This window comes from Pseudaeromonas paramecii (assembly GCF_039540575.1).
In the GTDB taxonomy this organism is placed as follows: Bacteria; Pseudomonadota; Gammaproteobacteria; order Enterobacterales; family Aeromonadaceae; genus Pseudaeromonas; species Pseudaeromonas paramecii.
In genome coordinates, this window is the sequence record NZ_BAABFC010000001.1 from 21,419 (window position 1) to 44,633 (window position 23,215).

The 23,215-nt window shown below is 64.7% G+C and carries 25 protein-coding genes; 12 read left to right on the forward strand and 13 right to left on the reverse strand.

Going from position 1 to position 23,215, the window contains the following annotated elements; genetic code table 11:
- Positions 1–133 precede the first annotated feature (133 nt).
- The gene (locus tag ABD847_RS00080) at positions 134–325 is read left to right on the forward strand and encodes a DUF1127 domain-containing protein (RefSeq protein WP_345008805.1); all 192 of its coding nucleotides are present in this window, start codon (positions 134–136) and stop codon (positions 323–325) included.
- Between the two features lie 115 nt (positions 326–440).
- Here the strand turns inward: ABD847_RS00080 and trxC are convergent, their stop codons facing one another.
- From trxC to mepA, 4 genes are all read right to left on the reverse strand, one after another.
- Positions 441–878, reverse strand: a complete 438-nt coding sequence (trxC, locus tag ABD847_RS00085) for a thioredoxin TrxC (protein ID WP_345008807.1) — start codon at positions 876–878, stop codon at positions 441–443.
- Complete coding sequence (locus ABD847_RS00090; RefSeq protein WP_345008809.1) at positions 875–2,617, reverse strand: ATP-binding cassette domain-containing protein; 1,743 nt, start codon at positions 2,615–2,617, stop codon at positions 875–877. The genes trxC and ABD847_RS00090 overlap by 4 nt, the downstream gene beginning before the upstream one ends.
- Positions 2,614–4,368: an ABC transporter transmembrane domain-containing protein gene (locus tag ABD847_RS00095; protein ID WP_345008812.1), complete on the reverse strand. Its 1,755-nt coding sequence runs from the start codon at positions 4,366–4,368 to the stop codon at positions 2,614–2,616. Before ABD847_RS00095 ends, ABD847_RS00090 begins: the two co-directional genes overlap by 4 nt.
- 91 nt (positions 4,369–4,459) lie before the next feature.
- Positions 4,460–5,251, reverse strand: coding sequence for a penicillin-insensitive murein endopeptidase (gene mepA, locus ABD847_RS00100; RefSeq protein WP_345008814.1), 792 nt, complete (start codon positions 5,249–5,251; stop codon positions 4,460–4,462).
- Positions 5,252–5,350: 99 nt separating this feature from the next.
- On the opposite strand from mepA, the gene ABD847_RS00105 reads away from it, so the two are divergent.
- Positions 5,351–5,959: a hypothetical protein gene (locus ABD847_RS00105; protein WP_345008816.1), complete on the forward strand. Its 609-nt coding sequence runs from the start codon at positions 5,351–5,353 to the stop codon at positions 5,957–5,959.
- Positions 5,960–6,004: 45 nt separating this feature from the next.
- Entirely contained in the window at positions 6,005–6,541 is a 537-nt protein-coding gene (locus ABD847_RS00110) for a GNAT family N-acetyltransferase (RefSeq protein ID WP_345008818.1), read from the forward strand.
- Between the two features lie 3 nt (positions 6,542–6,544).
- On the opposite strand, the gene ABD847_RS00115 is transcribed toward ABD847_RS00110, so the two are convergent.
- The gene (locus ABD847_RS00115) at positions 6,545–7,513 is read right to left on the reverse strand and encodes a Gfo/Idh/MocA family protein (RefSeq protein ID WP_345008820.1); all 969 of its coding nucleotides are present in this window, start codon (positions 7,511–7,513) and stop codon (positions 6,545–6,547) included.
- A 184-nt stretch (positions 7,514–7,697) separates the two neighbouring features.
- Here ABD847_RS00115 and ABD847_RS00120 point away from each other — a divergent pair, with 184 nt between their 5' ends.
- A complete protein-coding gene (locus tag ABD847_RS00120) occupies positions 7,698–8,435 on the forward strand; it encodes a carbonic anhydrase (RefSeq protein WP_345008822.1) in 738 nt (245 codons plus the stop codon).
- On the opposite strand, the gene ABD847_RS00125 is transcribed toward ABD847_RS00120, so the two are convergent.
- A complete protein-coding gene (locus ABD847_RS00125; RefSeq protein ID WP_345008824.1) occupies positions 8,432–8,992 on the reverse strand; it encodes a nicotinate-nicotinamide nucleotide adenylyltransferase in 561 nt (186 codons plus the stop codon). The genes ABD847_RS00120 and ABD847_RS00125 overlap by 4 nt on opposite strands.
- A gap of 139 nt (positions 8,993–9,131) precedes the next feature.
- Between ABD847_RS00125 and pncB the strand changes: the two genes are divergently transcribed.
- From pncB to ABD847_RS00140, 3 genes are all read left to right on the forward strand, one after another.
- On the forward strand, positions 9,132–10,361 hold the full coding sequence (pncB, locus tag ABD847_RS00130) for a nicotinate phosphoribosyltransferase (protein WP_345008826.1): 1,230 nt from the start codon (positions 9,132–9,134) through the stop codon (positions 10,359–10,361).
- Positions 10,362–10,373: 12 nt separating this feature from the next.
- A complete protein-coding gene (locus tag ABD847_RS00135) occupies positions 10,374–12,437 on the forward strand; it encodes a nitrilase-related carbon-nitrogen hydrolase (RefSeq protein ID WP_345008828.1) in 2,064 nt (687 codons plus the stop codon).
- Between the two features lie 170 nt (positions 12,438–12,607).
- Positions 12,608–13,204, forward strand: coding sequence for a GNAT family N-acetyltransferase (locus tag ABD847_RS00140; RefSeq protein WP_345008830.1), 597 nt, complete (start codon positions 12,608–12,610; stop codon positions 13,202–13,204).
- A gap of 67 nt (positions 13,205–13,271) precedes the next feature.
- Here ABD847_RS00140 and sbcB read toward each other — a convergent pair whose 3' ends face one another.
- From sbcB to ABD847_RS00160, 4 genes are all read right to left on the reverse strand, one after another.
- The gene (sbcB, locus tag ABD847_RS00145; protein ID WP_345008832.1) at positions 13,272–14,684 is read right to left on the reverse strand and encodes an exodeoxyribonuclease I; all 1,413 of its coding nucleotides are present in this window, start codon (positions 14,682–14,684) and stop codon (positions 13,272–13,274) included.
- A 79-nt stretch (positions 14,685–14,763) separates the two neighbouring features.
- Positions 14,764–15,747, reverse strand: a complete 984-nt coding sequence (gene acuI / locus ABD847_RS00150; RefSeq protein ID WP_345008834.1) for an acrylyl-CoA reductase (NADPH) — start codon at positions 15,745–15,747, stop codon at positions 14,764–14,766.
- A gap of 42 nt (positions 15,748–15,789) precedes the next feature.
- Positions 15,790–16,446 (reverse strand): acrylate utilization transcriptional regulator AcuR, encoded by a 657-nt coding sequence (gene acuR, locus ABD847_RS00155; RefSeq protein ID WP_345008836.1) that lies wholly within the window; start codon positions 16,444–16,446, stop codon positions 15,790–15,792.
- Positions 16,447–16,510: 64 nt separating this feature from the next.
- Positions 16,511–17,764 (reverse strand): TIGR03862 family flavoprotein, encoded by a 1,254-nt coding sequence (locus tag ABD847_RS00160; protein WP_345008839.1) that lies wholly within the window; start codon positions 17,762–17,764, stop codon positions 16,511–16,513.
- A gap of 145 nt (positions 17,765–17,909) precedes the next feature.
- Between ABD847_RS00160 and ABD847_RS00165 the strand changes: the two genes are divergently transcribed.
- Positions 17,910–18,533: an acyl carrier protein phosphodiesterase gene (locus ABD847_RS00165; RefSeq protein ID WP_345008841.1), complete on the forward strand. Its 624-nt coding sequence runs from the start codon at positions 17,910–17,912 to the stop codon at positions 18,531–18,533.
- Positions 18,534–18,625: 92 nt separating this feature from the next.
- Here the strand turns inward: ABD847_RS00165 and ABD847_RS00170 are convergent, their stop codons facing one another.
- A complete protein-coding gene (locus ABD847_RS00170; protein WP_345008843.1) occupies positions 18,626–18,823 on the reverse strand; it encodes a hypothetical protein in 198 nt (65 codons plus the stop codon).
- A gap of 287 nt (positions 18,824–19,110) precedes the next feature.
- On the opposite strand from ABD847_RS00170, the gene ABD847_RS00175 reads away from it, so the two are divergent.
- Together ABD847_RS00175 and ABD847_RS00180 are read left to right on the forward strand one after the other, a co-directional pair.
- The gene (locus ABD847_RS00175) at positions 19,111–19,944 is read left to right on the forward strand and encodes a CvfB family protein (RefSeq protein WP_345008845.1); all 834 of its coding nucleotides are present in this window, start codon (positions 19,111–19,113) and stop codon (positions 19,942–19,944) included.
- Positions 19,937–20,266, forward strand: a complete 330-nt coding sequence (locus tag ABD847_RS00180) for a DUF1289 domain-containing protein (RefSeq protein WP_345008847.1) — start codon at positions 19,937–19,939, stop codon at positions 20,264–20,266. Before ABD847_RS00175 ends, ABD847_RS00180 begins: the two co-directional genes overlap by 8 nt.
- A gap of 55 nt (positions 20,267–20,321) precedes the next feature.
- Here the strand turns inward: ABD847_RS00180 and ABD847_RS00185 are convergent, their stop codons facing one another.
- Both ABD847_RS00185 and ABD847_RS00190 read right to left on the reverse strand, forming a co-directional pair.
- The gene (locus ABD847_RS00185; protein ID WP_345008850.1) at positions 20,322–20,630 is read right to left on the reverse strand and encodes an HI1450 family dsDNA-mimic protein; all 309 of its coding nucleotides are present in this window, start codon (positions 20,628–20,630) and stop codon (positions 20,322–20,324) included.
- Between the two features lie 51 nt (positions 20,631–20,681).
- Positions 20,682–21,095: a DUF4124 domain-containing protein gene (locus ABD847_RS00190; protein ID WP_345008852.1), complete on the reverse strand. Its 414-nt coding sequence runs from the start codon at positions 21,093–21,095 to the stop codon at positions 20,682–20,684.
- 215 nt (positions 21,096–21,310) lie between these two features.
- Between ABD847_RS00190 and dusC the strand changes: the two genes are divergently transcribed.
- Complete coding sequence (dusC, locus tag ABD847_RS00195) at positions 21,311–22,279, forward strand: tRNA dihydrouridine(16) synthase DusC (RefSeq protein WP_345008854.1); 969 nt, start codon at positions 21,311–21,313, stop codon at positions 22,277–22,279.
- 58 nt (positions 22,280–22,337) lie between these two features.
- Entirely contained in the window at positions 22,338–23,210 is an 873-nt protein-coding gene (locus tag ABD847_RS00200; RefSeq protein ID WP_345008856.1) for a DMT family transporter, read from the forward strand.
- Positions 23,211–23,215 lie beyond the last annotated feature (5 nt).

Genomic DNA, 23,215 nt, shown 5'->3' on the forward strand with positions numbered 1-23,215 from the left:
GTTGATCTGGCGCAAAAATGCCATGTGAGCCAGCTCAAAGATTATTTTTTCTAATCCGAAGCAGGAAAAATGGTCAATTGTGGGGCCTGAGGGGCGGGACTATAGTTAGCCCAACACCAAGAGGAGACACATCATGGCCACGCATACCGCTTCTCACCTCGCAACGGCTTCCCACACCAGTCTGCTGTCCTTGTTCATGACCTGGTACGAACGGGCGCGCAGTCGGCGTGAGCTGGCCGAGCTGCCCCCCTACCTGCTACGGGATATCGGTCTGACCGAAGGGGATCGCTACAGTGAGACCCACAAGCCGTTCTGGCGCGAATAAGGTCGGTTGACATGGGACTGTCGAGTGTCTGTTTACTGAGCACTAAGCCTTCCCTGTGGTGAGATGTTCCCGTGTCGGTCATGCCTTGAAAGAACCCCGCAGCTGCGGGGTTTTTTCATTCTGGGGCCAGCTGGCTGTCGAGCCACTGCAGTAGGACTCCCTTGGGCAGGGCGCCTTGCATCTGGCCCAGCAGCTTGCCTTGGCGGAACAGCATCAGGGTAGGAATGGAGCGGATGGCGTAGCGACCGGCCACCGCGGGTTGGGCCTCGGTGTCGAGTTTCACGCAGCGCAGACGTGGCTCCTGCTCCCGGGCCAGGGCCTCGAACACAGGTGCAAACTGCCGACAGGGCCCGCACCAGCTGGCCCAAAAATCCACCAGCACCGGCAGATCCGAGCCAATCAGGCGATCGAAGTTGGCGTCTGTCGCCGCCAGGGGCTGGCTGGCAAACAGTGTCTGCTGGCAGTGGCCACAGCGGGGGGCCTGGTGCAGGCGCACCGCCGGCAGACGATTGAGGCGGCCACAGTGGCCGCAGAAGGTGGTGATGGTGGTCATACCGTACTCCTATGGGCTTGCAGTTGCTGCTGCAGACGGCAGAGGTGGGCGTAGTGACCTTCCTGAGCCAGCAGGCTGGCATGGTTACCCTGCTCCAGAATGCGTCCTTGGCTCAGCACCAGGATCTGATCGGCCTCCACCACGGTGGAGAGGCGGTGGGCGATGACGATCAGGGTGTGTTGACCCCGCAAGCGGTTCAGGCTTTGCTGCAGCAGCTGTTCCGTGTAGGCATCCACGCTGGCGGTGGCTTCGTCCAGGATCAGTAGCCTGGGCTGACCGGCCAGGGCCCGGGCCAATGAGAGCAACTGACGTTGACCGGCGGAGAGATTGCGGCCGCCCTCCTGCAGGGACAGGGCCAAGCACTGGTCAACCGGCAGTTGCAGCAAGGCCGGCAACTGTACCGTCTCCAGCACCTGCCGGACACTGGCCTCGTCCAGTTCCCGTCCCAGGCGGATGTTGTCCGCCAGCGTGCCGGCGAAGATGAAGGGATCCTGCTGCACCAGGCCGATCTGTTGCCGAACCTGGCCCAGATCCAGTTCCTGCAGCGAGGCATCATCCAGCCAGATCCGCCCCTGCTGTGGACTGTAGAGTCCCAGCAGCAGGCTGATGAGGCTGCTCTTGCCACTGCCGGTGTGACCGACCAGGGCCAGCATCTGCCCCGGGGCCAGCTGGAAGTGGATGTCGCTGAGCACCGGCTTACCCCCCGCCTGATAGGCAAAGGTCACCGCCTCGAAGCGCACGGCGCCTTGCAGCTGGCAGTCACGGCCGTTTTGCCGCTCCTGGGGCGCATCCAGCAGGGCAAAGACCCGCTCGCCGGCCACCAGGGCCTGCTGCAGTTGGCCCACCATGTTGGCCAGCTCGTTGAGCGGTTCTATCATGCGGCCCAAATAACTCAAGAAGGCATAGATGAGTCCCACCTGCAGCGGATGGGGGCCGGGGCTGGCAAAGGCGGCCAGCAGCCCCACGATCACCAGCAATTTGAGCAGCTCGATGAGGGGCCGCAGCAGCAGGCCGTTCAGCCGCAGCTCCTGCATGCGCGCCTGGCGTTGCCGCTCGTTGAGCCCATCCAGGCTGGCCAGGGCGTGACGGCCCCGATTAAAGGCCCGTACCACCGCCATGCCCTGCAGGGACTCGTTAAGCTGGCCGTTGATCTCTGCCAGCAGCTGGCGGCTGGTACGCACCAGCGGCAGACTCCATCTTTGGTAGCCGACCATGATCACCAGGGTGCCCAACAGTAAGCCGCCAGCCAGCAAGGCCAGCCGCAGATCCAGCCAGGCCATGGCCGCCAGTATTCCCAGCAGTAGCAGGCCCTTTTGCAGGGTACGGCCAATGATCTGCAGATAGAGGGTCTTCAGGGCCTCGGTGTCGTTGGTGAGGGTGGAGATCAGCTGACCGGTGCGACTGTGATCCAGCCAGCTGCTGGGCAGCCGCAAGGTGGCAGCAAACAAGGACTGGCGCACTTGGGCCACCAGAGTCTGGGCCACTTGATTGAAGCCCAGCGCCTGGCGGTAGCCGGCCCAGGCACACAGCAGTTGCAGCCCCACATAGAGGGCCCCCAGCTGCAGGGCGGGGATCAGTAACAGGGGCGGCTTGAGCAGGTAATCGTCGACAAAATACTGGATGAGCAGGGGGCCCGCCACCTCTGCCAGGGTTGCCAGCAACAGCAGGCCCAAGGCCCGCATCAAGGGCCGCCAATGGGGCAGGGCATAGGCCAGCAGACGGCGCAAGGTCATCTTCATAGGACCACCTCCTCAACCAGCCCCAGGTCCGCTTGCAGCGATTGATAATCCCACAGTTGCCGATACCAGGGCAGGCTGGCCAGCAGCTCGGAATGTTGACCGCGGGCGCGGATCCGGCCCTGCTCCAGCACCAGTATCTCATCGGCCCCCTGCACGGCACACAGACGGTGGCTGGTGATCACCAGCAAACGGTGGGCACAGGCCTGCCGCAACAGGCTAAGAATCGCCTGCTCGGTCTGGGCATCCACGGCACTCAGGGCATCGTCTAGCACCAGTATGGGGGCATCCCGCAACAAGGCTCTGGCCAGGCACAGGCGCTGTTTCTGGCCGCCGGAGAGGGTGATGCCGCGCTCGCCCACCAAGGTGGCGTACCCCTCGGGAAACGCCAGTATCTCATGGTGCACACAGGCCAGACGGGCCACGGCCTCCAGCTCGGCCTGGCTGGCATCCGGCTTGCCCAGGGCCAGGTTGTCGGCGATGGAGGTGGAGAACAAGAAGGGTTCTTGAGGCACGTAGGCCACGAGGTCGCGCCATTGGGCTTCGTCCAACCGGCTGACCGCTATCCCATCTAGGGTCAGTTGGCCAGCGCTGGGATCTTCGAAGCGCAACAGCAGGCGCAGCAAGGTGCTCTTGCCGGAACCCGAGCGGCCCACCAGGCCCAGCATGCGGCCTGGACTGAGTTCTGCCTGTATCTGGCTAAGCCAGGGGTGGTCAGCCGGCCCGTGGCGGGCAATGTCCAGCCGCAGGGTGCGTCCCGGTGGCAGGGGGAGCGGATCTGTTGCTGCCGGCAAGGCCGGCGACAGGGCCAGCAAGGCCTCGATGCGACCGTAGGCGGCGCTGCCCTTTTGGATGATGTTCATCAACCAGGCGAGGGCGAACATGGGCCAGATGAGCTGCCCCAGGTACAAGGAGAAGCTGGTGAGCTGGCCGACGCTCAGGCTGCCCTGGGCCACCATGACACCGCCACCGCCGATGGCCAGCAGGTAGGCGCCGCCGATACACAGGTAGATCACGGGTTCAAAGCGCGCCTCGATCTGAGCCACCGCCAGGTTGGCATCCACCGCCTGCCGGTTGTGGCGGGCGAAGCGTCGCTCGGTCAGGGGTTCAACCGCGTAGGATTTGACCACCCGGATCCCGGTCAGGGCCTCCTGGCATTGATTGTTCAGCTGACCAAAGGCGGCCTGGGCCTGGCCGAACCGGCCATGCAGCCGTTTGCCCAGCCGGCTGAGCAGCCAGGCCATCAGGGGCAGGGGCGCCAGGGCCAGCAGGATGAGCCAGGCCGGATACTGCAGGAACAAGACCACCAGCACCAGGCAGCCCATCAGCAGGCCGTCCACCAGGGTGAGGACGCCGTCGCCGGCGGTCTGCTCCACCGCCTGCACATCGTTGGTGGCCAGGGCCATCAGATCCCCGGTGCCATCTTGCCCCAGACGGCTCAAGGGGAGGCGCAAGAAATGGGCAAACAGCTGCTGGCGTAGCTGGCAGGAGAGGCGATAGGCCGCCCCGTAGAGTTGCAGGCGCCAGCCGATCCGCAGCAGATAGATGAGCAGGCCTATGCCTAGCAGCAGCCCCAGCAGGGGCCACTGGGACGACAGACTGCCAGGCTCGGCCAGGGTCCGGTCGATGAGGGTGCCCACCAGGCGCGGGGGCAGCAGTTGGAGCAGGGCCACCACCAACAGCAAGGCGATGGCGGTGAGATAACGGCGCCATTGGGCGCGAAAGAACCAGGCTAAGCGGGCAAAAACAGACACAATTCGGCCCCAATCGCAAAACGACAGCCGTCAGTGTACCAGTGCCGGCGGCCAAGTGCAGGTCTGTCAGCCATTGTGTGGTCGGCCGGGCTCAGGGGGTCAGCAGGGCCCGACACTGGGCCGGCTGCGCGGCGGGCGCCTTGACAGTCTGGCTCCCCGTGGCGGGCTTGGGCGGGGCAAACCAGGAGAGCAGCTCCTCGCCACAGCCGTCACCGGCCGGCACCGGTGCCTGAGGCTGACAATCGTTACCGGCGGGGCAGCGCAGGCGCACATGCAGGTGGGCGCTGTGGCCAAACCAGGGCCTCAGCTTGGCCAGCCAGCCGCGGGGCTTGCCCTGCAGGGCCTGACAGGCGGCCAGCTTGATGGCAGGGTTGACGAAGATCCGCTCCACCCGGGCGTCTTCGGCGGCCAGTTGCAGCAGGCGCAGGTGCTGGGGCGAGAACTGGCGGTTGACCCGGTTGCGCCGGTCATCCACCAGGTCCAGCGGGGTAGGATCCTCGCGCTCGGCCCGGCTCAGCACAGACGGGGCGAAGCGAAACCAGATGTCGGCATCCAAGCCGCTTTGATGGCTCTTGTGGCCGCTGGTAAAGGGCCCCCCCCTGGGCATGGCCAGATCACCGACCAGCAGATCAGGCAGCCCCACTGTGTGGCTGCGGCGCGCCAGTTGCTGCAGGTAGGCGATGAGCACGGGGTGGCCGTAGTAGCGCCTGTGACTGGGACGCAGCAGCTGGTAACCGGTGCCGCGCTCCGGCAGGGGAATGGCGCCTTGCAGGCAGCCGGCGGTGTAGGTGCCGATGGCATCTGCCGCGCCCGGGGCAGGAAACGCTTGGCTGGCCCAGGGATTGCTGGCGGTGAGGGCGGCGGCGAGGATCCAGCTGATCATGAGGGCTCCTAGAAGTTGGGCGAAGGCAGGCCTGACTATACTGCAAGTAGCGTCGAGTGAACCACAATCCCAATGCCACAGACCCAAGGAGTCACCATCATGGCCGACCGTCTGGATGAACTGATCGCCAAAATACGTCTGCTGCAGGAGGAGATGGAACAGGAGTTTCACCTCAATCGCGAGCGATTTCACGTCATCATAGAGCAGAAGCGGGTGCGCTTTAGCGCCGAGGTGGCCACCCAGCAGCGGCGTTTCAAGCTGGGGCTGGCCCGTTACTTGCGGCGTGCCTCCTGGCGCGCCATGCTCACCGCCCCGATAATCTATGCCGGCGTGCTGCCCATGTTGCTGCTGGATGGCTTCTTGTGGCTCTATCAGGCCCTCTGTTTTCCTGTCTACGGCATCCCCAAGGTCAGGCGCAGCGACTACCTGGTGTTCGACCGTCAGGATCTGCCCTACCTGAACCTGATTGAGAAGATCAACTGTGGCTACTGCTCCTATGGCAATGGCTTGGCGGCCTATTTTCGCGAGATAGCGGCCCGCACCGAGCAGTACTGGTGCCCCATCAAGCATGCCAGGCGCATCCTGGCAGCCCATGAGCGTTATCCGCGCTTCTTCGAGTACGGCGATGGGGAGTCCTATCGGCTGGGCTTGTTGCGGCTGCGCAAGCAGATCCGTGCCGGCCGGGATCAGACACCGCCATCTCCTTGAGTCGGGGCCCGGCGGCCACTATGATGCGGCCTCCCGGAGGCGCCCATGTTGATCCATACCCTGAACGATTCCCTCAGCCTGCACTTCTTGAAGCAAGAGGATGCGGGCGCCCTGCTGACCCTCTGCCAGGCGGAGGGCTCCAGCCTGTCTGCCTGGCTGCCCTGGGTGGCCGAGCTGAACTCGCTTGAGGCCTGTGAGCGTTACATCCAGGAGGCGCAGCTGCAGTTTGCCCAACAGCGAGCCCTGCTGCTGGGGGTCTGCTGGCAGGGACAGCTGGTGGGGCTGGCGGGCTTCAACGGCCTGGTGCGCAGCCTGGGCCGGGGTCGCATCGGCTACTGGCTGGCGACGCCCTATCGGGGGCGGGGCATCATGACCATGGTGGTGACCTATCTCATCCGTCAGGGGCTGGAGGAGATGGGGTTGCAACGGCTGGAGGTGCATACCCACTGCGACAACGAGCCCAGCCGCGCCCTGTGTGAACGGCTGGGGCTGGTGCTGCATAGCTCCCGGGAGCCGGGGCTGGTCTGCTACCGCGCCGAGGCGGGGCGCTGGCGGGCACCCGACCTGCCGCCGGCCCGATAAGCCTCAGGTCCAGCTAAAGGGCGCGTCGCTCACCGGACTCCTGGCCTGCTGCTGGGCGCCGGCCTGCCACAGGGGCAGGAACAGGGCCTCCATCCGGTAGGCCCGCTCCAGATCGTACAGGCCTGCCGTTTGGGCCTGCTCCAGGGTCAGTTCGCCGCGCAGGTGCGAACACAGGGTGGCCACCACCCGCTGATTGGCCCGCAGCCAGATCTGCTGTTCGGCGGGCTCGCCGGCGGTCACCGGCAGATCGTCCACCATCAGGGGTTCCATCCACCAGCCGCGGCTGGGGCGAAAGCCGCCGCGCAGCTGGCAGCTGTCCTGCTGGCCCACCAGGGTGAGATCAAAGTGCAGGCCCGGCTTGGGCCAATCACACAGCATGATGTCCAGCAGGGCATCGTCCACCCGCATCTGCACCGTCAGGTTGTTGCCGCCGGCAAAGCGCACCCCCAGCCATTCAAAGCGGGTAAACAGGCCGTAGAGCAAGGAGAAGGGGTGCACCACATCTTCCAAGAACCACTCCACCGGGGTCTTGGCGTAGGGCAGGTTGACCCCCACCACCAGGGTGGCCCGGGTCAGGGAACCCAGTTCGCCGGCGCGTACCCGCTGGGCGATGGCCTGGGCGCCGTCCAAAAAGGGAAAGGGATAGCTGATGAAGCGACCGGCTCGCGGCAGTGCGGCAAAGTCGGCCTGATTGCCCGGCATCAGCCCCAGGGGTTTTTCACACAGCACATAGGGGTTGGCCAGCTCCTGCAGGTAGCCCAGGTGGCTGTCGGTGGGGGTGGCGATGGTCACCAGATCGGCCCCCACCAGCAGGGCAGGATCCGTGCCGTGGCAGGGGATGGCCTCCTCGGCGGCGATGCGGGCCACCAGTTCGGCATCGTGGGCCAGCAAGGTGGTGACCTCGCAGCCGGCCTGGCGCAGGGCGCCTACATGAACTCTTCCCCAGTTGGTACCAATGACGGCGGCTTTCATGGCGGGACTCCTGTTGCCACGGCAAAGGGTCCACCTTAGGCAAAGCCTCGCCGTTGAACAAGCCGGCGGTCCTGTGAATTTGGGGTCTGATTGACGCCGCTCAAGATTTGACGATGGCAAGGGCGCTAGATTGCCAGCCGTTTTCCATGTGACCCTCATCACACTCATCAAGGACGTACAAACCATGACCAAGCAAACCTGCCTTGCCCTGCTTCCCCTGCTGTTTAGCGGTTCCCTGTTGGCTCAAACGGATGTTCATTGGGGTTACTCCGGCGCCCAGGGGCCGGAACACTGGGGGGCGTTAGCACCGGAATTTGCCCTGTGTGCCAGCGGCAAGCACCAGACGCCCATCGACATCCACGGCGCCTATGCCACCAGCCTGTCCCCTCTGGCGCCCGCCTATCAAGCCGGTGGGAGCGAGATCCTCAACAACGGCCATACGGTACAGGTGAACTATGCCGCCGGTAGCCAAATGCACCTCGATTCGGCTGATTTCATGCTCAAGCAGTTCCACTTCCATGCTCCCAGCGAGAACTACATCGACGGCCACCAATATCCCATGGAGATCCACCTGGTGCATGCCGACGACCAGGGCAACCTGGCGGTGCTGGGTTTGATGGTGGAGGAGGGGGCGGCCAACCCGCTGCTGGATACCCTGTGGGCGGCCATGCCGCAGAAGGCCGGGGAGCATCAGGTGCTGGCGACCCCGGTGAACGTGGCGGATCTGTTGCCCAAGAGTCGGGACTACTATCGCTTTGCCGGGTCGCTGACCACGCCGCCTTGCTCCGAAGGGGTGCGCTGGCTGGTGTTGAAGAATCCCATCCAGGCCTCCAAGGCGCAGATCGCTCGTTTTGCCGCCGTGATGGGCCACCCCAACAATCGGCCCCTGCAGGCCATCAACGCCCGGGTGCTGGTGGACTAACCCGCCCTGTAGAGGGGGTGGTCCGCCAGATAGCGGGCCACCCCAGGGGTGGTGAACCCGTCGATGGGTTCACCGGCTTGCAAGGCGGCCCGCAGGGCCGTGCTGCGCACCGCCAGCCGCTCCTGGGCGAAGAAACAGGCCCAGCGCGCCTGAATATCGGCGGCGCGGTGAAACTGCTCGAAGGCCGCCTGGTTGTCCGGTCCCAGCACCAGCAGCAGGCGGCTGTGGGTCGGTTTGTGCCGCTCCAGGTACTCCAGCAGATCGATGCTGTAGACGGGACCGTCACGGGCTATCTCTTGCTCCACCGCCTGCATGCTCAGCTTGGGGTTTTGCAGGTCAGCCACAAAGGCCGCCAGCATGGCACAGCGCTCGGCATAGGGGGCCATGGCCTTGCCCCAGGCATGGGCAAAGGCCGGCACCAACCAGATGGCATCGGCCACGGCGTCCAACTGGGCGATGACGTCGGCATGGCCCAGGGTGGGCGGGTTGAAGGCCGAGCCCATGACGGCAATGATCTGCGCCTTGGGGGCTGAGCCATTGGGCTGGGTGTTTTGCATATCGTCTCGTCTCCTGTGGCGCTCAGGGTACTGGAAAGCGCCCACGGGGTGAAGTCCGTCGGCTGTCGCCCTGCCGGTGCGGATCATGGTATTCTCCGCCCATCAGGGACCGCCCGGTCCCGTTTTCCCGGGAGCAGGCATGTCGGATCACCCCTGTATCCAGAGTCTCATCGACACCGATTTTTACAAGCTGACCATGCAGCAGGCCTACCTGCATCAGCTGCCCCAGGCCGAGGGGGAGTGGGCCTTTCATTGCCGCAGCGACGAGGATCTCACCCCCTACCTGCCGGCACTGCGGGCCAACCTGCAGGACTTGGCCGCCCTGAGGCTGACCGAGGCGGAGGCCGCTTGGCTCAAGACCCAGGCGCCTTACCTGTCGGAGGACTATCTGGCCTTCTTGCGTCACTACCGCTTCGACCCCCAGCGGCTGCAACTGACGGTGCGGGGCGATCGGCTGCTGATCCGGGCCAAGGGGCCGCAGCTGCTGGTCTCTCCCCTGGAGATCCCGGTGCTGGCCACCCTGAGCGAGGTGCGCAACCGCGCCTGCTACCCGAACCTGGACGAGGATCAGATCCTGGCGGCCACCGATGCCAAAATTGCTCAGCTCAAACGGCTGGCCAGCCAGCATGACTTGAGCGGCTTTCGCTTCTCGGACTTCGGTACCCGCCGGCGCTTCAGCTTTGCCGCCCAGCAACGGGTGGTGGCGCGGCTGGCCGAGGCCTTGCCGGATCACTTTGTCGGCACCAGCAACCCCCATCTGGCCCGTCAGTTTGGCCTGCCCTGCGTCGGCACCATGGCCCACGAGTGGCTGCAGACCCACCAGGGGCTTGGCTACCGGCTCGAGCAGAGTCAGAAGGCGGCGCTGGAGAACTGGATCCGTGAATACCGCGGTGTGCTGGGGGTGGCCCTCACCGACGTCATCGGCGTGGATGCCTTCTGCCGGGATCTGGACTTCACCCTGGCCCAGCGCTACGACGGCTTCCGCCACGACAGCGGCGATCCCATCGCCTGGGGCGAGAAGATCCTGGCCCGGCTGGCGGAGCTGGACGTGGACGCCGCCGGCAAGACGCTAGTGTTCTCCGACGGGCTGGACTTTGCCCGCGCCGTTGCCATCTACTGCCACTTCCAGGGGCGGGTGAAGCTCTCCTTTGGCATCGGCACCTGGCTGATGGGGGACTTTGCCGTCAACCGGCCTCTCAACATGGTGATGAAGCTGGTGCGTCTGGGGGGCCAGCCGGTGGCCAAGATCTCCGACTCGCCGGGCAAGACCCTGTGCCGGGATCTGGATTTTTTGAACAATCTCATGGACGTGTTTGCCGTATCGGCCAGCACACGGGACACAGTACTGGCCAATCTGGCAGGCCGGTAATCGAGGAAGACTATGCGCCATACCCTGACACTGGCTACCGCCTGTATCAACACCACCCCCCTGGATATCGACGGCAACCTGGGCCTGATGCGTGAAGCCATCGCCGAGGCCAAGGCGCAGCAGGCCGATCTGCTGCTGATGCCCGAGCTGTCACTCACCGGCTACGGCTGTGAGGACATGTTCTTCGCCGCCGACTGGCTCGAAGGGGTACCGGAGGATCTGCTGACCCTGAGCCGCAGCGTGCCGGATCAGATGCTGGTGGCGGTGGGCTTCCCGCTGCTCATCTCCGGCGGACAGCTGTATAACGCCGTGGCCCTGCTGGCCAGCAACCGCATCCTGGGGGTGGTGTGCAAGCAGCACCTGGCACGCAACGGCATCCACTATGAGCCGCGCTGGTTCACCCCCTGGCCCGCCGGGCAGGTGGTGCAGCTGACCCTGGCCGGCCAGCGCGTGCCGGTGGGGGATCTGGTGTTCGACGTGCAGGGCGTGCGCCTGGGCTTTGAGATCTGCGAGGACTCCTGGGTGGCGGCCCGACCGGGGCGTAAGCTCTACGAGCGGCAGGTGGACGTGATCCTCAATCCCTCCGCCAGCCACTTCGCCCTGGGTAAGCAGCAGGCCCGCCGCCATTTCGTGCTGGAAGGCTCCCGGGCCTGTGGCGCCGTCTACGCCTACACCAACCTGCTGGGCTGCGAGGCGGGGCGTGCCGTGTATGACGGCGATGCCATGATCGCCAGCAACGGCGAGCTGGTGCTGGCCACCGACCGGTTGAGCTTTGCCCCCTGGCAGGTGCACAGCGCCTGTGTGGATCTGGCGGTGAACCGCGCCCAGCGGCTGCTGAGCTCACAGGCCATGCAACCGGCCTGTGACGAGGCCAATGGCATCCACCAGGTGGACTTTGCCTGGGCGCCTGAGCGCCATCTGCAGCCCCTGAGCCAAGCCTGTCAGGTGGCGGTGGAGGATGCCCACGAGGTGGCCTGCCGCGCCGTGGCTCTGGGGCTGTGGGACTGGCAGCGCAAGACCTACACCGGCGGCTACGCGCTGAGCCTCTCCGGTGGGGCCGATTCGGCCCTGTGCGGCGCCCTGGTCTACTTTGCCCAGGTGCAGGCGCTGCTGAGCCTGGGGGAGGCCGCCTATGCCGCCACCCTGGCCCGGGGGCGCATCCAGGTGCCAGCCCGGGCGGCCGGCCAAACCGAACTGGACTGGCTCAACCAGGTTGTGATGCCCCAGGTGCTGTGCACCGTCTATCAAGGGTCTGACTTTAGCGGCTCCGTCACCCGCAGTGCCGCCGCGGGGTTGGCGGCGGCGGTGGGGGCGGCCCATTACGACTGGTCCATCAGCGAGCTGGTGGCGGGCTATCTCAAACTCATCAACGATCTGACGCCGGACGATCCCCTCAACTGGCAGCGTGATGACTTGGCGCTGCAGAACATCCAGGCCCGGGTGCGGGCACCTGGGGTCTGGCTGCTGGCCAACCGCTACAACAAGCTGCTCATCGCCACCTCCAACCTGTCGGAGGCCAGCGTCGGCTACTGCACCATGGACGGCGATACCTCGGGGGTGCTGTCGCCCATCGGCGGGATCAGCAAGTCCCGGGTGCTGGAGATCAACCGCTACATACTGGAGCAGGGCATACCGCTGCAGGATGGGCAGGCCCTGGGGCTTGACCGCTTGCGTCTGCCGGCCATGGCGGCCATCGTCCATCAGGCGCCTACCGCCGAGCTGCGGCCGGTGGAGCAGACCGACGAGGGGGATCTGATGCCCTTCGTGGTGCTGGACACCATCAGGCGCATCTCCCAGACCCGCCACGTGACCCCCAAGGGGGTGTTGCAGATCCTGCTGCGCACCCCCAGCATGCAGGCTCACGGCGTCGGCCAGCTGGCGGCCTGGATAGAGCGCTACTATGGACTCTACTGTCGCAACCAGTGGAAACGGGAGCGGATCGCCGTGAGCTTCCATATCGAGTCTGACAGCGCCGATCCCAAGACCTACCGCCGCTTCCCGGTGCTTTCCAGCCAGCTCAAGCGGGAGCTGGCCCAGATGCGCGCCTTCGCCGACAGCCTGGCCGGCGAGCGCTGACGAGAGCCGGATCACCAAAGTGCTATCGGGTCGGCTTTTTTTGCCGACCCGGGTCAGGCGATCTGCAAAAAATGGTTGATTCGCGGCACAAAATCGCTAGCCTCTTGCCTCTTATATGCAGGTCGGAGCAGCTATGGCGCTGGCCGATCTGGGATCCGCGGAGAGGTTAGATGAACAGACTGAGCTTTGCCGATATCACCTATCATCCGGGTGCCGAGCGCTGGTTTACCGACGAGCAGGGACAAGCCTGTCTCATTCGTCCCCTGCGTCCCCACGACGGACCGGCCCTGGCCCAGCTGCTCACCGGTCTGAGCGACCTGAGTCGCCGGCAATTCGGGCCTCATCCGCTGGATGGGGCCACCGCCCATGCCCTGTGTGCCAACCTGGATCCCCACCAGTCGCTGCATCTGGTGATGGTGGCACCGGATGGCCATTTCCTGGCCTACCTGGTGCTGCGCATGACCTTGGCCGACTACGAGCTGGAGCGCTTCTTGCGCTATAGCCTGGATCTGGACGAGGTGCCGGCGGCCAGCCTGGCGCCCGTGGTGGCCGAGGGTCATCAGAGCCGGGGTTATGGCAAGCAGATGCTGCGCTATGGCGTGGACTTGTGCCGCGCCCTGGGCCGCCAGGCCATCATACTGATGGGCGGCGTGCAGATGCAGAACCAGCGGGCGGTACGCTTCTATCTGGGGGCGGGCTTCCGCCGCCTGGGGGGCTTCGAGTACCCGGCAGGACAGCGTAACGACGATATGATCCGCTGGCTGTAGCACCGGCGAGCCATGTAACAAGAAAGACGGGGCGCCTTGGCGCCCCGTCTGTTTATGGTCGCAATGCTTAGAGCTCGCTGAGATAGCGGGCCAGCGCCTTGATGATCCCCACCTTGTCCGGCTGCTGCTGGTACTGCTCCAGCAGGGTCTCCAGCTTCAACACGAAGCCGTCGGCCTGGCCCTCGAGCCGGCTGCTGCAGTGGCGGCGCCAGCGGGTCAGCTCCTCGTCACTCAGTGTCTGGGGGAAGTTGCGGGCACGGTAGCGAAACAGCAGCTCCGGCAGGCGGGGATCGTTGAAGGCATAGGGATGGCTGCCCAGCTGCTCCGGCGGGGTGGCCAGAATCAGTGCCAGGGTGGCCTTGTCCGCATCGCTCAAGAAGCCCCGATACAGCTGCAGATCCACATCCTGACTCTCGCTGAATTCCCGCTCCATGCCATATACCGCCAGCAGCTTCTCCCGGATCTCGGGATGGCGGCGCAGGGTGTCCAGGCTCTGGCGACAGCGGGCCCGATCCAGTCCCAGCTCGTCGGCCCGGGACTCGCTCAGGCTCGCCGCCGGCGCCAGCACAGGGCACTTGTTGATGTGTACCAGCTTGATGCCGATGGGCGGCAGATCCCCCAGTTCGGCCCTGGGGGTGTAGAGCCGCTCGCAGATGGCCTCGGCGTCCAGTTCCACCAGCGGGCTGATGTCCTGGTTAAGATCCACCACGATCACGGCGTTGGCATTGCTGGGGTGCCAGGCTACCGGTGCCACCCAGCTGACGCAACCCTGGGTGGCAGGGAACATGCCGGAGACATGCACCAGGGGCTTCATGCTGATGAGGTCGATGAGCGCCTTGACCTTGTGTTTGCTGCGCAGGTCAAACAGATAGTCGAACAGCCTGGGCTGGGCCTGACGGATGAGCTTGGCCAGGGCTATGGTGGCCAACACGTCGCTCAAGGCATCGTGGGCGTGCTCGTGGGCGAGGCCATTGGCGGCGGTGAGGCGTTCGAGCTTGAAGCTGGGCTTACCCTCGTCGTCATACACCCAGTTGATCCCGTCGGGGCGTAGGGCATAGCAGGCGCGCACCAGATCCAACAGATCCCAGCGGGAGTTGCCTTGCTGCCAGCTGTAGCCGTAGGGGTCCATCAGGTTGCGGTAGAGGGTGTAGCGGGTCACCTCGTCGTCGAAGCGCAGGTTGTTGTAGCCCAGGATGCAGGTCTGGGGCACCGAGAATTCCCGGTGAATGGCCTGGATGAAGGCGGACTCGCTCGCCCCCAGCTGGTTCACCTTCTGCGGCGTGATGCCGGTGATGAGACAGGCCTCGGGCTCGGGCAGGTAATCCGGCGCCAGCTGGCAGTAGATCACCAGGGGCTCGCCGATGAGATTGAGCTCGGCATCGGTGCGGACGCCGGCAAACTGGGCCGGGCGATCACGCCCGGGGTGGGTCCCGAAGGTTTCGTAGTCGTGGAAGTAGAAGCTGGGCTGAGACGGATTCACGGTCTGCACTGACTCTGCGGTTGCCGGACAAGGTGGCAGAGTATCGCCCAAGGGGCGCCGCTCTGCCACCGTCTTGCGCCTAGCGGTTGACGTCCACCACCAGACGGCCACGGATCTGGCCGGCCAGCAGCTGACTGGCGGCCTGGATCGCCTCGGCCAGCGCGATCTCCTGAGTCATGGCGTCCAGCTTGGCCAGGCTCAGATCCTCGGCCAGCCGCGCCCAGGCGGCCAGGCGTTCGTCTTTCGGACGCATCACGCTGTCGATACCCACCAGCGTGATGCCCCGCAGGATGAAGGGGGCCACGCTGGCGGGAAAGTCCATGCCCTGGGCCAGGCCACAGGCCGCCACCACGCCGTTGTAGTGCAGGGCGGCGCAGACATTGGCCAGGGTGTGGCTACCCACAGAATCCACGGCGCCGGCCCAGCGGGCCTTGGCCAGGGGGGCACCGGGTTGGCTCAGACTCTCCCGGGTCACGATTTCCTTGGCCCCCAGCCCCAGCAGGTAGTCGGCTTCCTGGGGGCGGCCGGTGGCGGCATGCACCTCGTAGCCCAGCTCGGCCAGCAGAGCGATGGCCACCGAGCCCACGCCGCCGCCGGCACCGGTCACCAGCACGGGACCGCTGTCGGGGCGAATACCGTGCTTCTCCAGGGCCATGACGCACAGCATGGCGGTGTAGCCGGCGGTGCCGATGGCCATGGCCTGGCGGGCCGTGAAGGTTTCCGGCAGCGGGATCAGCCAGTCCCCCTTGAGGCGTGCCTGCTGGGCCAGACCGCCCCAGTGGCTTTCCCCCACGCCCCAGCCGTTGAGCAACACCTGGTCACCCACGGCAAACTCGGCATGGGAGGAGGCCGTGACGGTACCGGCCAGGTCGATGCCCGGCACCATGGGGAAGCGGCGGGCTATCTTGCCCTTGCCCGTGATGGCCAGGGCGTCCTTGTAATTGAGACCGCTGTACGCCACTGCCACCTGCACATCCCCCTCGGGCAGCTGGACGGGATCAAGTTGGGTCAGTTCGCTCCGGTAACCGGCTTCATCGTTGTGGATCTGGATGGCATTGAACATGCGCTGCTCCTTGGACGTGGAAAGGGTGAATAAGCCTGATGATCAGGTTGTAAACGGTGCCGGGCGAGGCAGTCCGGCCAAATAAAACTCGACAAAGCTATCCAGCGGCGCGGCGCTCTTGACCAGCCGGGCCCGCATCACGGCGCCCTCCCAGCCCAGCCAGAACACCTGAGCCAGGGCTGCGCAGTCGGCCTGGGGGGCCAGCTCGCCGGCGCGCACCGCTTCGGCAAGGCAGGCCGCCAACAGCCGTTGCCAGTGGGCAAAGGTGGACTCCAGGGCCTGGGCGTAGGCCTGGGGCAGTACCCCTATCTCCTGACCCAGGTTGCCCACCAGGCAGCCGCGGCGGTAGTCATGGCGCGCCAGGCCGGTCTTGGCATCCGCGACAAATGCCGCCAGTCGGGCCAGCGGCGTCAGGCTCGGGTTGTCAAAATGGCGCTTGAGCTTGCGGGCAAAGTAGTGGTCATAGGCCTCCAGCACCGCCAGGCCGAAGGCCTCCTTGTTGGCGAAGTAGTGGTAGAAGGAGCCCTTGGGCACCCCGGCAGCCTTGAGCAGGCCGTCGAGGCCGCTGGCATAGAAGCCGTATTCGGTCAGGGCGGCCAGACCCGCGCGGATCAGGGCCTCACGGCTCTGCTCTTGCGATTGGCCGGTCTTAGGCGGGCGGCCTGGGCCGCGGCGCACGGGAGTGGGTGTCGTGGTCATTCGACAATTATAGACCGATCGTTTTTAAATTGTCAGCCCACTATCTCGAGGGACTTTCTCTGTCTTACTGAGCCAGGTAGTGGAGGATCCCCAGGGCGGCGCTACGGCCGGTGGCATAACAGCCGGTGAGCAGATAGCCACCGGTGGGCGCTTCCCAGTCCAGCATCTCGCCGGCGGCAAACAGGCCGGGATGGTGGCGCAGCATCAGGCCTTCATCCAGCGCCGACAGGCAGATACCGCCGGCGGTGCTGATGGCCTCATCCAGGGGACGGGTACGGGTGAGCGTCAGGGGCAGGGCCTTGATGGCCTGGGCCAGCAGGGGCATCTGCTGCAGGGTGTCGGCGGGCAGGCATTCGCGCAGCAAGCCGGCCTTGACGCCATCAAGCTTGAGCCGGCTGCGCAGGTGATTGGCCAGGGATTTGCTGCCACGGGATTGGCTCAGGGCGCTGAGCACCTGATCTTCACTGCGATCCGGCAGCAGATCCAGCCACACCTTGGCCTGGCCTTGCTCGGCCAGTTGGCGGCGCAGCAGGGGGACGAAGGGATAGATCAGGCTGCCCTCAATGCCGGTGGCGGTGATCATGGCCTCGCCCCGCTTGTGCTGCCGTCGGGCATCGTCGCCACACGACAACACCACCGTTTTGAGGGGCTCGCCGGCGAAGCGCTGGGCGAAGTGGTCGCTCCAGTCGCAGTCGAAGCCGCAGTTGGCCGGTTGCAAGGGGGTCACCTCGACACCGGCGGCCGCCAGGGTGGGCAGCCAGCTGCCGTCCGAGCCCAGCCGCGACCAGCTGCCCCCTCCTAGGGCCAGCAGGGTGGCCTGAGCCGTGCGAACCACGGGGCCCTCCGGGGTATCGAAGCGCAGGGCGCCGCCCTCGTCCCAGCCTTGCCAGCGATGGCGAGGGTAGAAGCGTACACCGGCTTGCTTGAGGCGCTGCAGCCAGGCCCGCAGCAGGGGGGCGGCCTTCATGTCGGTGGGAAACACCCGGCCCGAGCTGCCGACGAAGGTCTCAACCCCCAAGCCCTGGGCCCACTGCCGCAGCGCGTCGGCACCAAAGGCCATCAGTTGGGGAGTCATCCAGTCGCTGGCCTCGTAATAGCGCCGGCAGAAGTCCGCCAGGGGCTCGCCGTGAGTGAGGTTCAGACCACCACGGCCGGCCTGCAGGAACTTGCGCCCCACCGAGGGCATGCGGTCATACAGATCGACGGCCCAGCCCTGCTGACTTATGATCTCGGCGGCAAACAGGCCCGCCGGCCCGCCGCCTATGATGCACACGGGCGCCTGGTGCGCAGGATCGGTCTGGGGCGATGGCTGGGTCATGGGCAGGCCTTGATAGAGTTGCTACGGGTGATAGTGGTATTGATAGTGGCGCGGGCCGATTGCCCGGCAGTGTAGCCAGGGGGGGCGCCAGGTCAAGGGAAACCGGGCTTGAGGTGTGATGGGGTGATGAAGGTGACGGGTTAAGATGAATTTTTTGGCTCATCTGTTGTTAGCCGGCGGTGAACCGGCCCACCAGATCGGCGGCCTGCTGGGGGACTTTGTCAAAGGCCCGCTGCCGGGCAGCCTGCCGGCGGATCTGGCGCTGGGGGTGGCACTGCACCGCCAGATCGATGTGCAGACCGACGCCCACCCGCTGTTTCGGCAAAGTTGTGGACGGATAAGTCCCGCTCGCCGGCGGGTGGCCGGCATCATGGTGGATCTGTTTTACGATCACTTTCTGGTGTGCCATTGGCGGCGTTTTTGTGAGCAGTCTCTGGGGGATTATCTCGCCGACTTCTATGCCACCTTGGCGCAACGTCATGACCAGTTGCCGGCGCGCCTGCAGGGGCTTTGGCCCCGGATGCGGGACGAGGCCTGGCTGGAGTCCTATGGTGAGGTTGACAGCGTCGGCTGGGCGCTGAACAGTCTGGCCCGGCGCCGCACCCGGCTGGAGGCCTTCTTGCTGGGCGGTGGCGAGGAGCTCCTGTGGCACTACGCCGAACTGGAGCAGGACTTTCTGGCACTGTTCCCGCAACTGCAGGACTTTTCCCAGTCTTGGCTGGCTGGTGCTGGGGGAGCGAGGGGCACGGGCCTGGGCGACTGTCCCTAGAAAACAACAAAGGAGCCAGAGGCTCCTTTGTTGAGTTTGCACCCGCCAGTGTTGCGTCGGCGGCGCGAACACACCTTTATCAATGTGGCAGGTTAACGCAGCAGGCTGCTTTCGTGGGTATCCCAACCGTGAAATTCACGGATAGCCTGGGAGACCATTTCCTCTTCCCGTAAACCAAACGGGAGTCCCTTGTTGATGCAGTGGCTCTTGGCTTCCTGATAAGGGGAGGCACAATTGTTCATGGCATCAAATACCTGCGCCTTGATCCTTGAGTAGTCTATGCGTTGCATGGCTTGCTCCTTCGGTTAGGTGGGTCCGTTATCTCAGTAGACAGACGAGCTGTCAAAAAGTTCGCACAAATAATAATCAGTTGTGTGATCCGAGATCTTGTACACAATTTAGCCTGATCCTAGATCCCGGAAAGTGGGTAAGCGTCGGGAGACACTGGGGGCAGCCACCTGACGGCCACCGCCCTTTTTCCCTCAGCCCCTTTGCCCCGCAGCCCGGACAAGCTACTATGGCGCCCTTTTGTGACATCCCTGCCAGAGCGAGTTTCCCCATGGTGCAATTAGGCCAAATGAATCATCTTCCCATCGTCGAACTGGACGCCAAGGGCGCCTGGCTGGACGTGGGGGACTATGGCGAGTTGTTTCTGCCCCGTCGTCATGTGCCCCAGGGGGCCGAGGTTGGCCAGACCCTGGCGGTCTTTGTCTACCTGAACGGCGATGGCGAGGCCGAGATCAGTGGCGACGCGCCCCTGGCGCGCCTGGGAGAATTTGCCGCGCTGCGGGTGGTGAGTGCCAACAAGATTGGCGCCTTCCTGGATTGGGGTCTGAAGAAGGATCTGTTCGTGCCGATCCGTGAACAGGCCGAAACCATGCAAGTGGGCCGGCACTACCTGGTGCGTCTGTATCTGGATGAGCAGGGGCGGGTGGCGGCCACCAGCAAGCTGGAGCGCTTCTTGCGCACCGACTGGCCGCCCTACCAGAGCGGGGATCAGGTGCGTCTCATCATTGGCGCCCATACCCCCATGGGCTTCAAGGCCATCGTCGATGAACGCTATGCCGGCATGTTGTTTCGCAACGAGGTATTCACTCGCCTGCCGGTGGGCCGCCGGATGACGGGCTATGTGAAGCTGGTGCGTGAAGATGGCAAGCTGGACTTGAGCCTGCAGGCGCCGGGTGAAACGGGGCGCGAGGCGGTGGCGGACAAGATACTGGCCCGGCTCCACAAACAGCAGGGGTATCTGCCGGTGAGCGATGCCAGTGCGCCTGAGCTCATCGCCAACCTGTTTGGGGTCAGCAAGGGGCAGTTCAAGAAGGCCATCGGCAGCCTGTACAAGCAGGGGCTGATCCTGATCGAAGACGAGGGGATCCGGCTGACCGACGCCGGTCAGTCAACGGATGAATAAGCCGAGTTCACCCTGTCGCCAACGCTGCGAGCTGGCCGGGGAGCTCTGTACGGGCTGTGGCCGCACCCGGCACGAGATCGCCCATTGGTCCGTGTTGTCGGAGACGGCGCGGCAGCAGGTGATGGCGCAGCTGACAGGCCGCCTGTCCACCCATGCGTGCCCAGCCTGCGGTGAGCCCAGCTATTGCGCCATGACGGCCGGTGAGCCGGCCCAGACCTGCTGGTGTATGGGCCTGCCCGCTGCACCAGCAATGGCAGAGGTCCGGGCTGCGGGTCTGTGCCTGTGCCGGCGTTGTCTGGCGGCGCAACGGGCATCGGCCTGAGGTAAACAACCTGAGTTAAGAAGAACCAAGGCCGCGATGGCGGCCTTGGTCGTCTCTACGGCTTGGGTTTCCAACGGATGGGCCAGGGTTGGGCCCGGCCGTCCAGCGGCACCAGTATCTTGGCGTAGAGCACGCAGAACTCTTCTTGATGATCCAGCAGACCCACCCACACCTCCTGCCAGTCGTCGGCTATGATTGGCGCTCCTAGCTCGGCGCTCCAGCTGGCGTCTGGCGGACCTGACTCCACGGCGCCGCGCTCCTCGAATTCCAGCGTCAGATCCACCAGATCCTCGGCACTGAGGTGATCGGCAGCCAGTTGCAGAAAATAATCATAAGCCTGTTCTATCAGCTGATCGGCGGTCATGGGATCCCCTGGCAAGCAAAAGGGCTATTAGAGCAGAGCCGTCCGGTTTTGTCAGGCGCAGGGATAGCGCTGCAGTATGCCGGTGCGGTTCTGTTGCCACAGATAGCGGCGGCTGTTGAGGCAGCGCTGGAAGTCCATGGGCAGAGACTGCATGCCGCCGGGATAACGTAACTGGCACTGGCGTTGCCCCAACTCCAGCAGATCCGCAGCGCGCTTGAGCTCATATTGCCGGGCATCCCGCTGCGCGGGGGTACATTCCAGCCCGGCGGCGGGTGCCTGGGCTTGCAGTGTCTGGTTTAGCCGTTCGGGCGCCGAGGGGGTTGGGGGCAAGGGCGGCGGTGTGATGGCCAGATTGACCTTATCGAAGGGGGTTCCCTCCGGCAGGTTGGCCGGCAGCATCTGGGCGTAATGCAACTGCCCCTGGGCATCCCGCCAGCGGTACACGTCGACTGCCTGTGACAGCATGGGCAGGAGGGCGCCCAATAAGATGAACCAACGCAATGCCAAGATATCCCTGCCTCGGTATGGGGTCTGACCAGCAGTGTATCGGTTTTCTCGGCCGGTTCGTCATTCCGGCGCAGAAAACGGGGGCTTAATCACGACAAACTCAGTACTAGCTTGCCCCTTTTGCGGCATGCGACCACGTGGTAAGTTACGCCGCCTTGTGATGTGGAGCTGCCATGGTTGCGTTTACCTGTGATCGTCTGGTGTTGGCGCCGATGGAGGGGGTGCTGGATCCCCTGATGCGTGAACTGCTGACGGCCATCAACCCCTATGATCTGTGTGTCACCGAATTTGTGCGGGTGGTGGATGCCCTGCTGCCGGCCCGTACCTTCTACAAGCTGGCGCCAGAGCTTAAGCAGGGGGGCAAGACCGCCAGCGGCACCCCGGTGCGGGTGCAGTTATTAGGCCAGTCCCCCGAATGGATGGCGGAGAATGCGGTGCTGGCGGCACAATTGGGCTCTCCCGGTATCGATGTGAACTTCGGTTGTCCGGCGCGCCATGTGAATCAATCCAAGGGGGGCGCCTCCCTGCTCAAGGAGCCTGAGCTTATCTATCGCATCCTGCAGGCCATGCGCCGGGCCTTGCCGGCCGAGGTGCCCCTGTCGGCCAAGATCCGCTTGGGCTGGGCCTGCGCCAGTGAATGTGAGGAGATCGCCGATGCGGTGGTGCAGGGCGGCGCCAACGAGCTGGCCATCCATGGTCGCACCAAACAGGACGGCTATCGCAGCGAGGCCATCAACTGGGCGCATATCGGCGAGATCCGCGCTCGCCTACCCATACCCGTCACCGCCAATGGCGAGATCTGGAGCCGTGAAGATGCCCTGCGCTGCCAGGCCATCACCGGCTGTCGTTCCCTGATGGTGGGCCGCGGCGCCCTGAATATCCCCAATCTGGGCGCCGTGATCCGGCAGCAGGAGGCACCCTTGCCTTGGTCCGAGGTGCTGGCACTGATGCACGATTATGCCGGGCGTGAGATCAAAGGTGACAAGGGGCGCTATTTCCCCAATCGCATCAAGCAGTGGCTGAGCTACCTGCGGGAGGCCTATCCCGAGGCCCAGACCCTGTTTGGTCAGGTGCGCCGCCTGCAGACGGCCCCCGAGATCTTGCTGGCCTTGAGTGAGTGTCGGGGGCTGACGCCGGCCTGATGGTGTCTCTGGCAGTCCAGGTGTATGCTGTGCCCAATTTAACCACTTGGAAAGCTTGATGATTTATCTGACCGTGACCACCTTGGTCTGGGCCTTCTCCTTTAGCCTGATCGGCGTTTACCTGGCTGGCCAGGTGGACCCCTATTTCTCTGTGTTAACCCGCATCCTGCTGGCAGCCCTGGTGTTTGTGCCCCTGCTGCGGCCGCGCCACCTGACCCTCAGGCTTGCGCTGCAGCTGATGGCCATCGGTGCCATTCAGCTGGGTGTCATGTATGTCTTCTACTATCACTCCTTCTTGCTGCTGACGGTGCCCGAGGTGCTGATCTTCACCATCTTCACCCCGGTCTACATTGCCCTGTTCCACGATCTGCTGGCCGGTCGCTTCAATCTGGGTTACCTGGCCTCGGCCTTGTTGGCGGTGCTGGGGGCGGCCATCATCCGTTACGATGGGCTCAGTGAGCAGTATCTGCTGGGTTTCTTGGTGGTGCAGGGGGCCAACCTCTGCTTTGCCCTGGGCCAGGTCAGCTACAAGTGGTTGCTGGCCAAACAGGCCAAGCCGGTGCCGCAACACAGCGTGTTCGCCTGCTTCTTTCTGGGAGCCTTACTGGTGGCCTTGCCGGCCTGGTGGTGCCTGGGGGGGAGCAAGTACCCCAGTACGCCACTGCACTGGGGTATCTTGCTGTGGTTGGGCTTGGTGGCATCGGGCCTGGGCTATTATTGGTGGAACAAGGGCGCCACCCTGGTTAACCCCGGTGCCCTGGCGGTGATGAACAATGTCCTGATCCCGGCAGGCCTGGTGGTCAATCTGGTGATCTGGGGAAAAGAGGCGGATGTGCCACGTCTGTTGGTGGGCGGTCTGGTCATGACACTGGCACTATGGCTTAACGAGCGCTGGCATGCCGGCCGCCGACAGGTGAAAACCGACGCCTGATAACA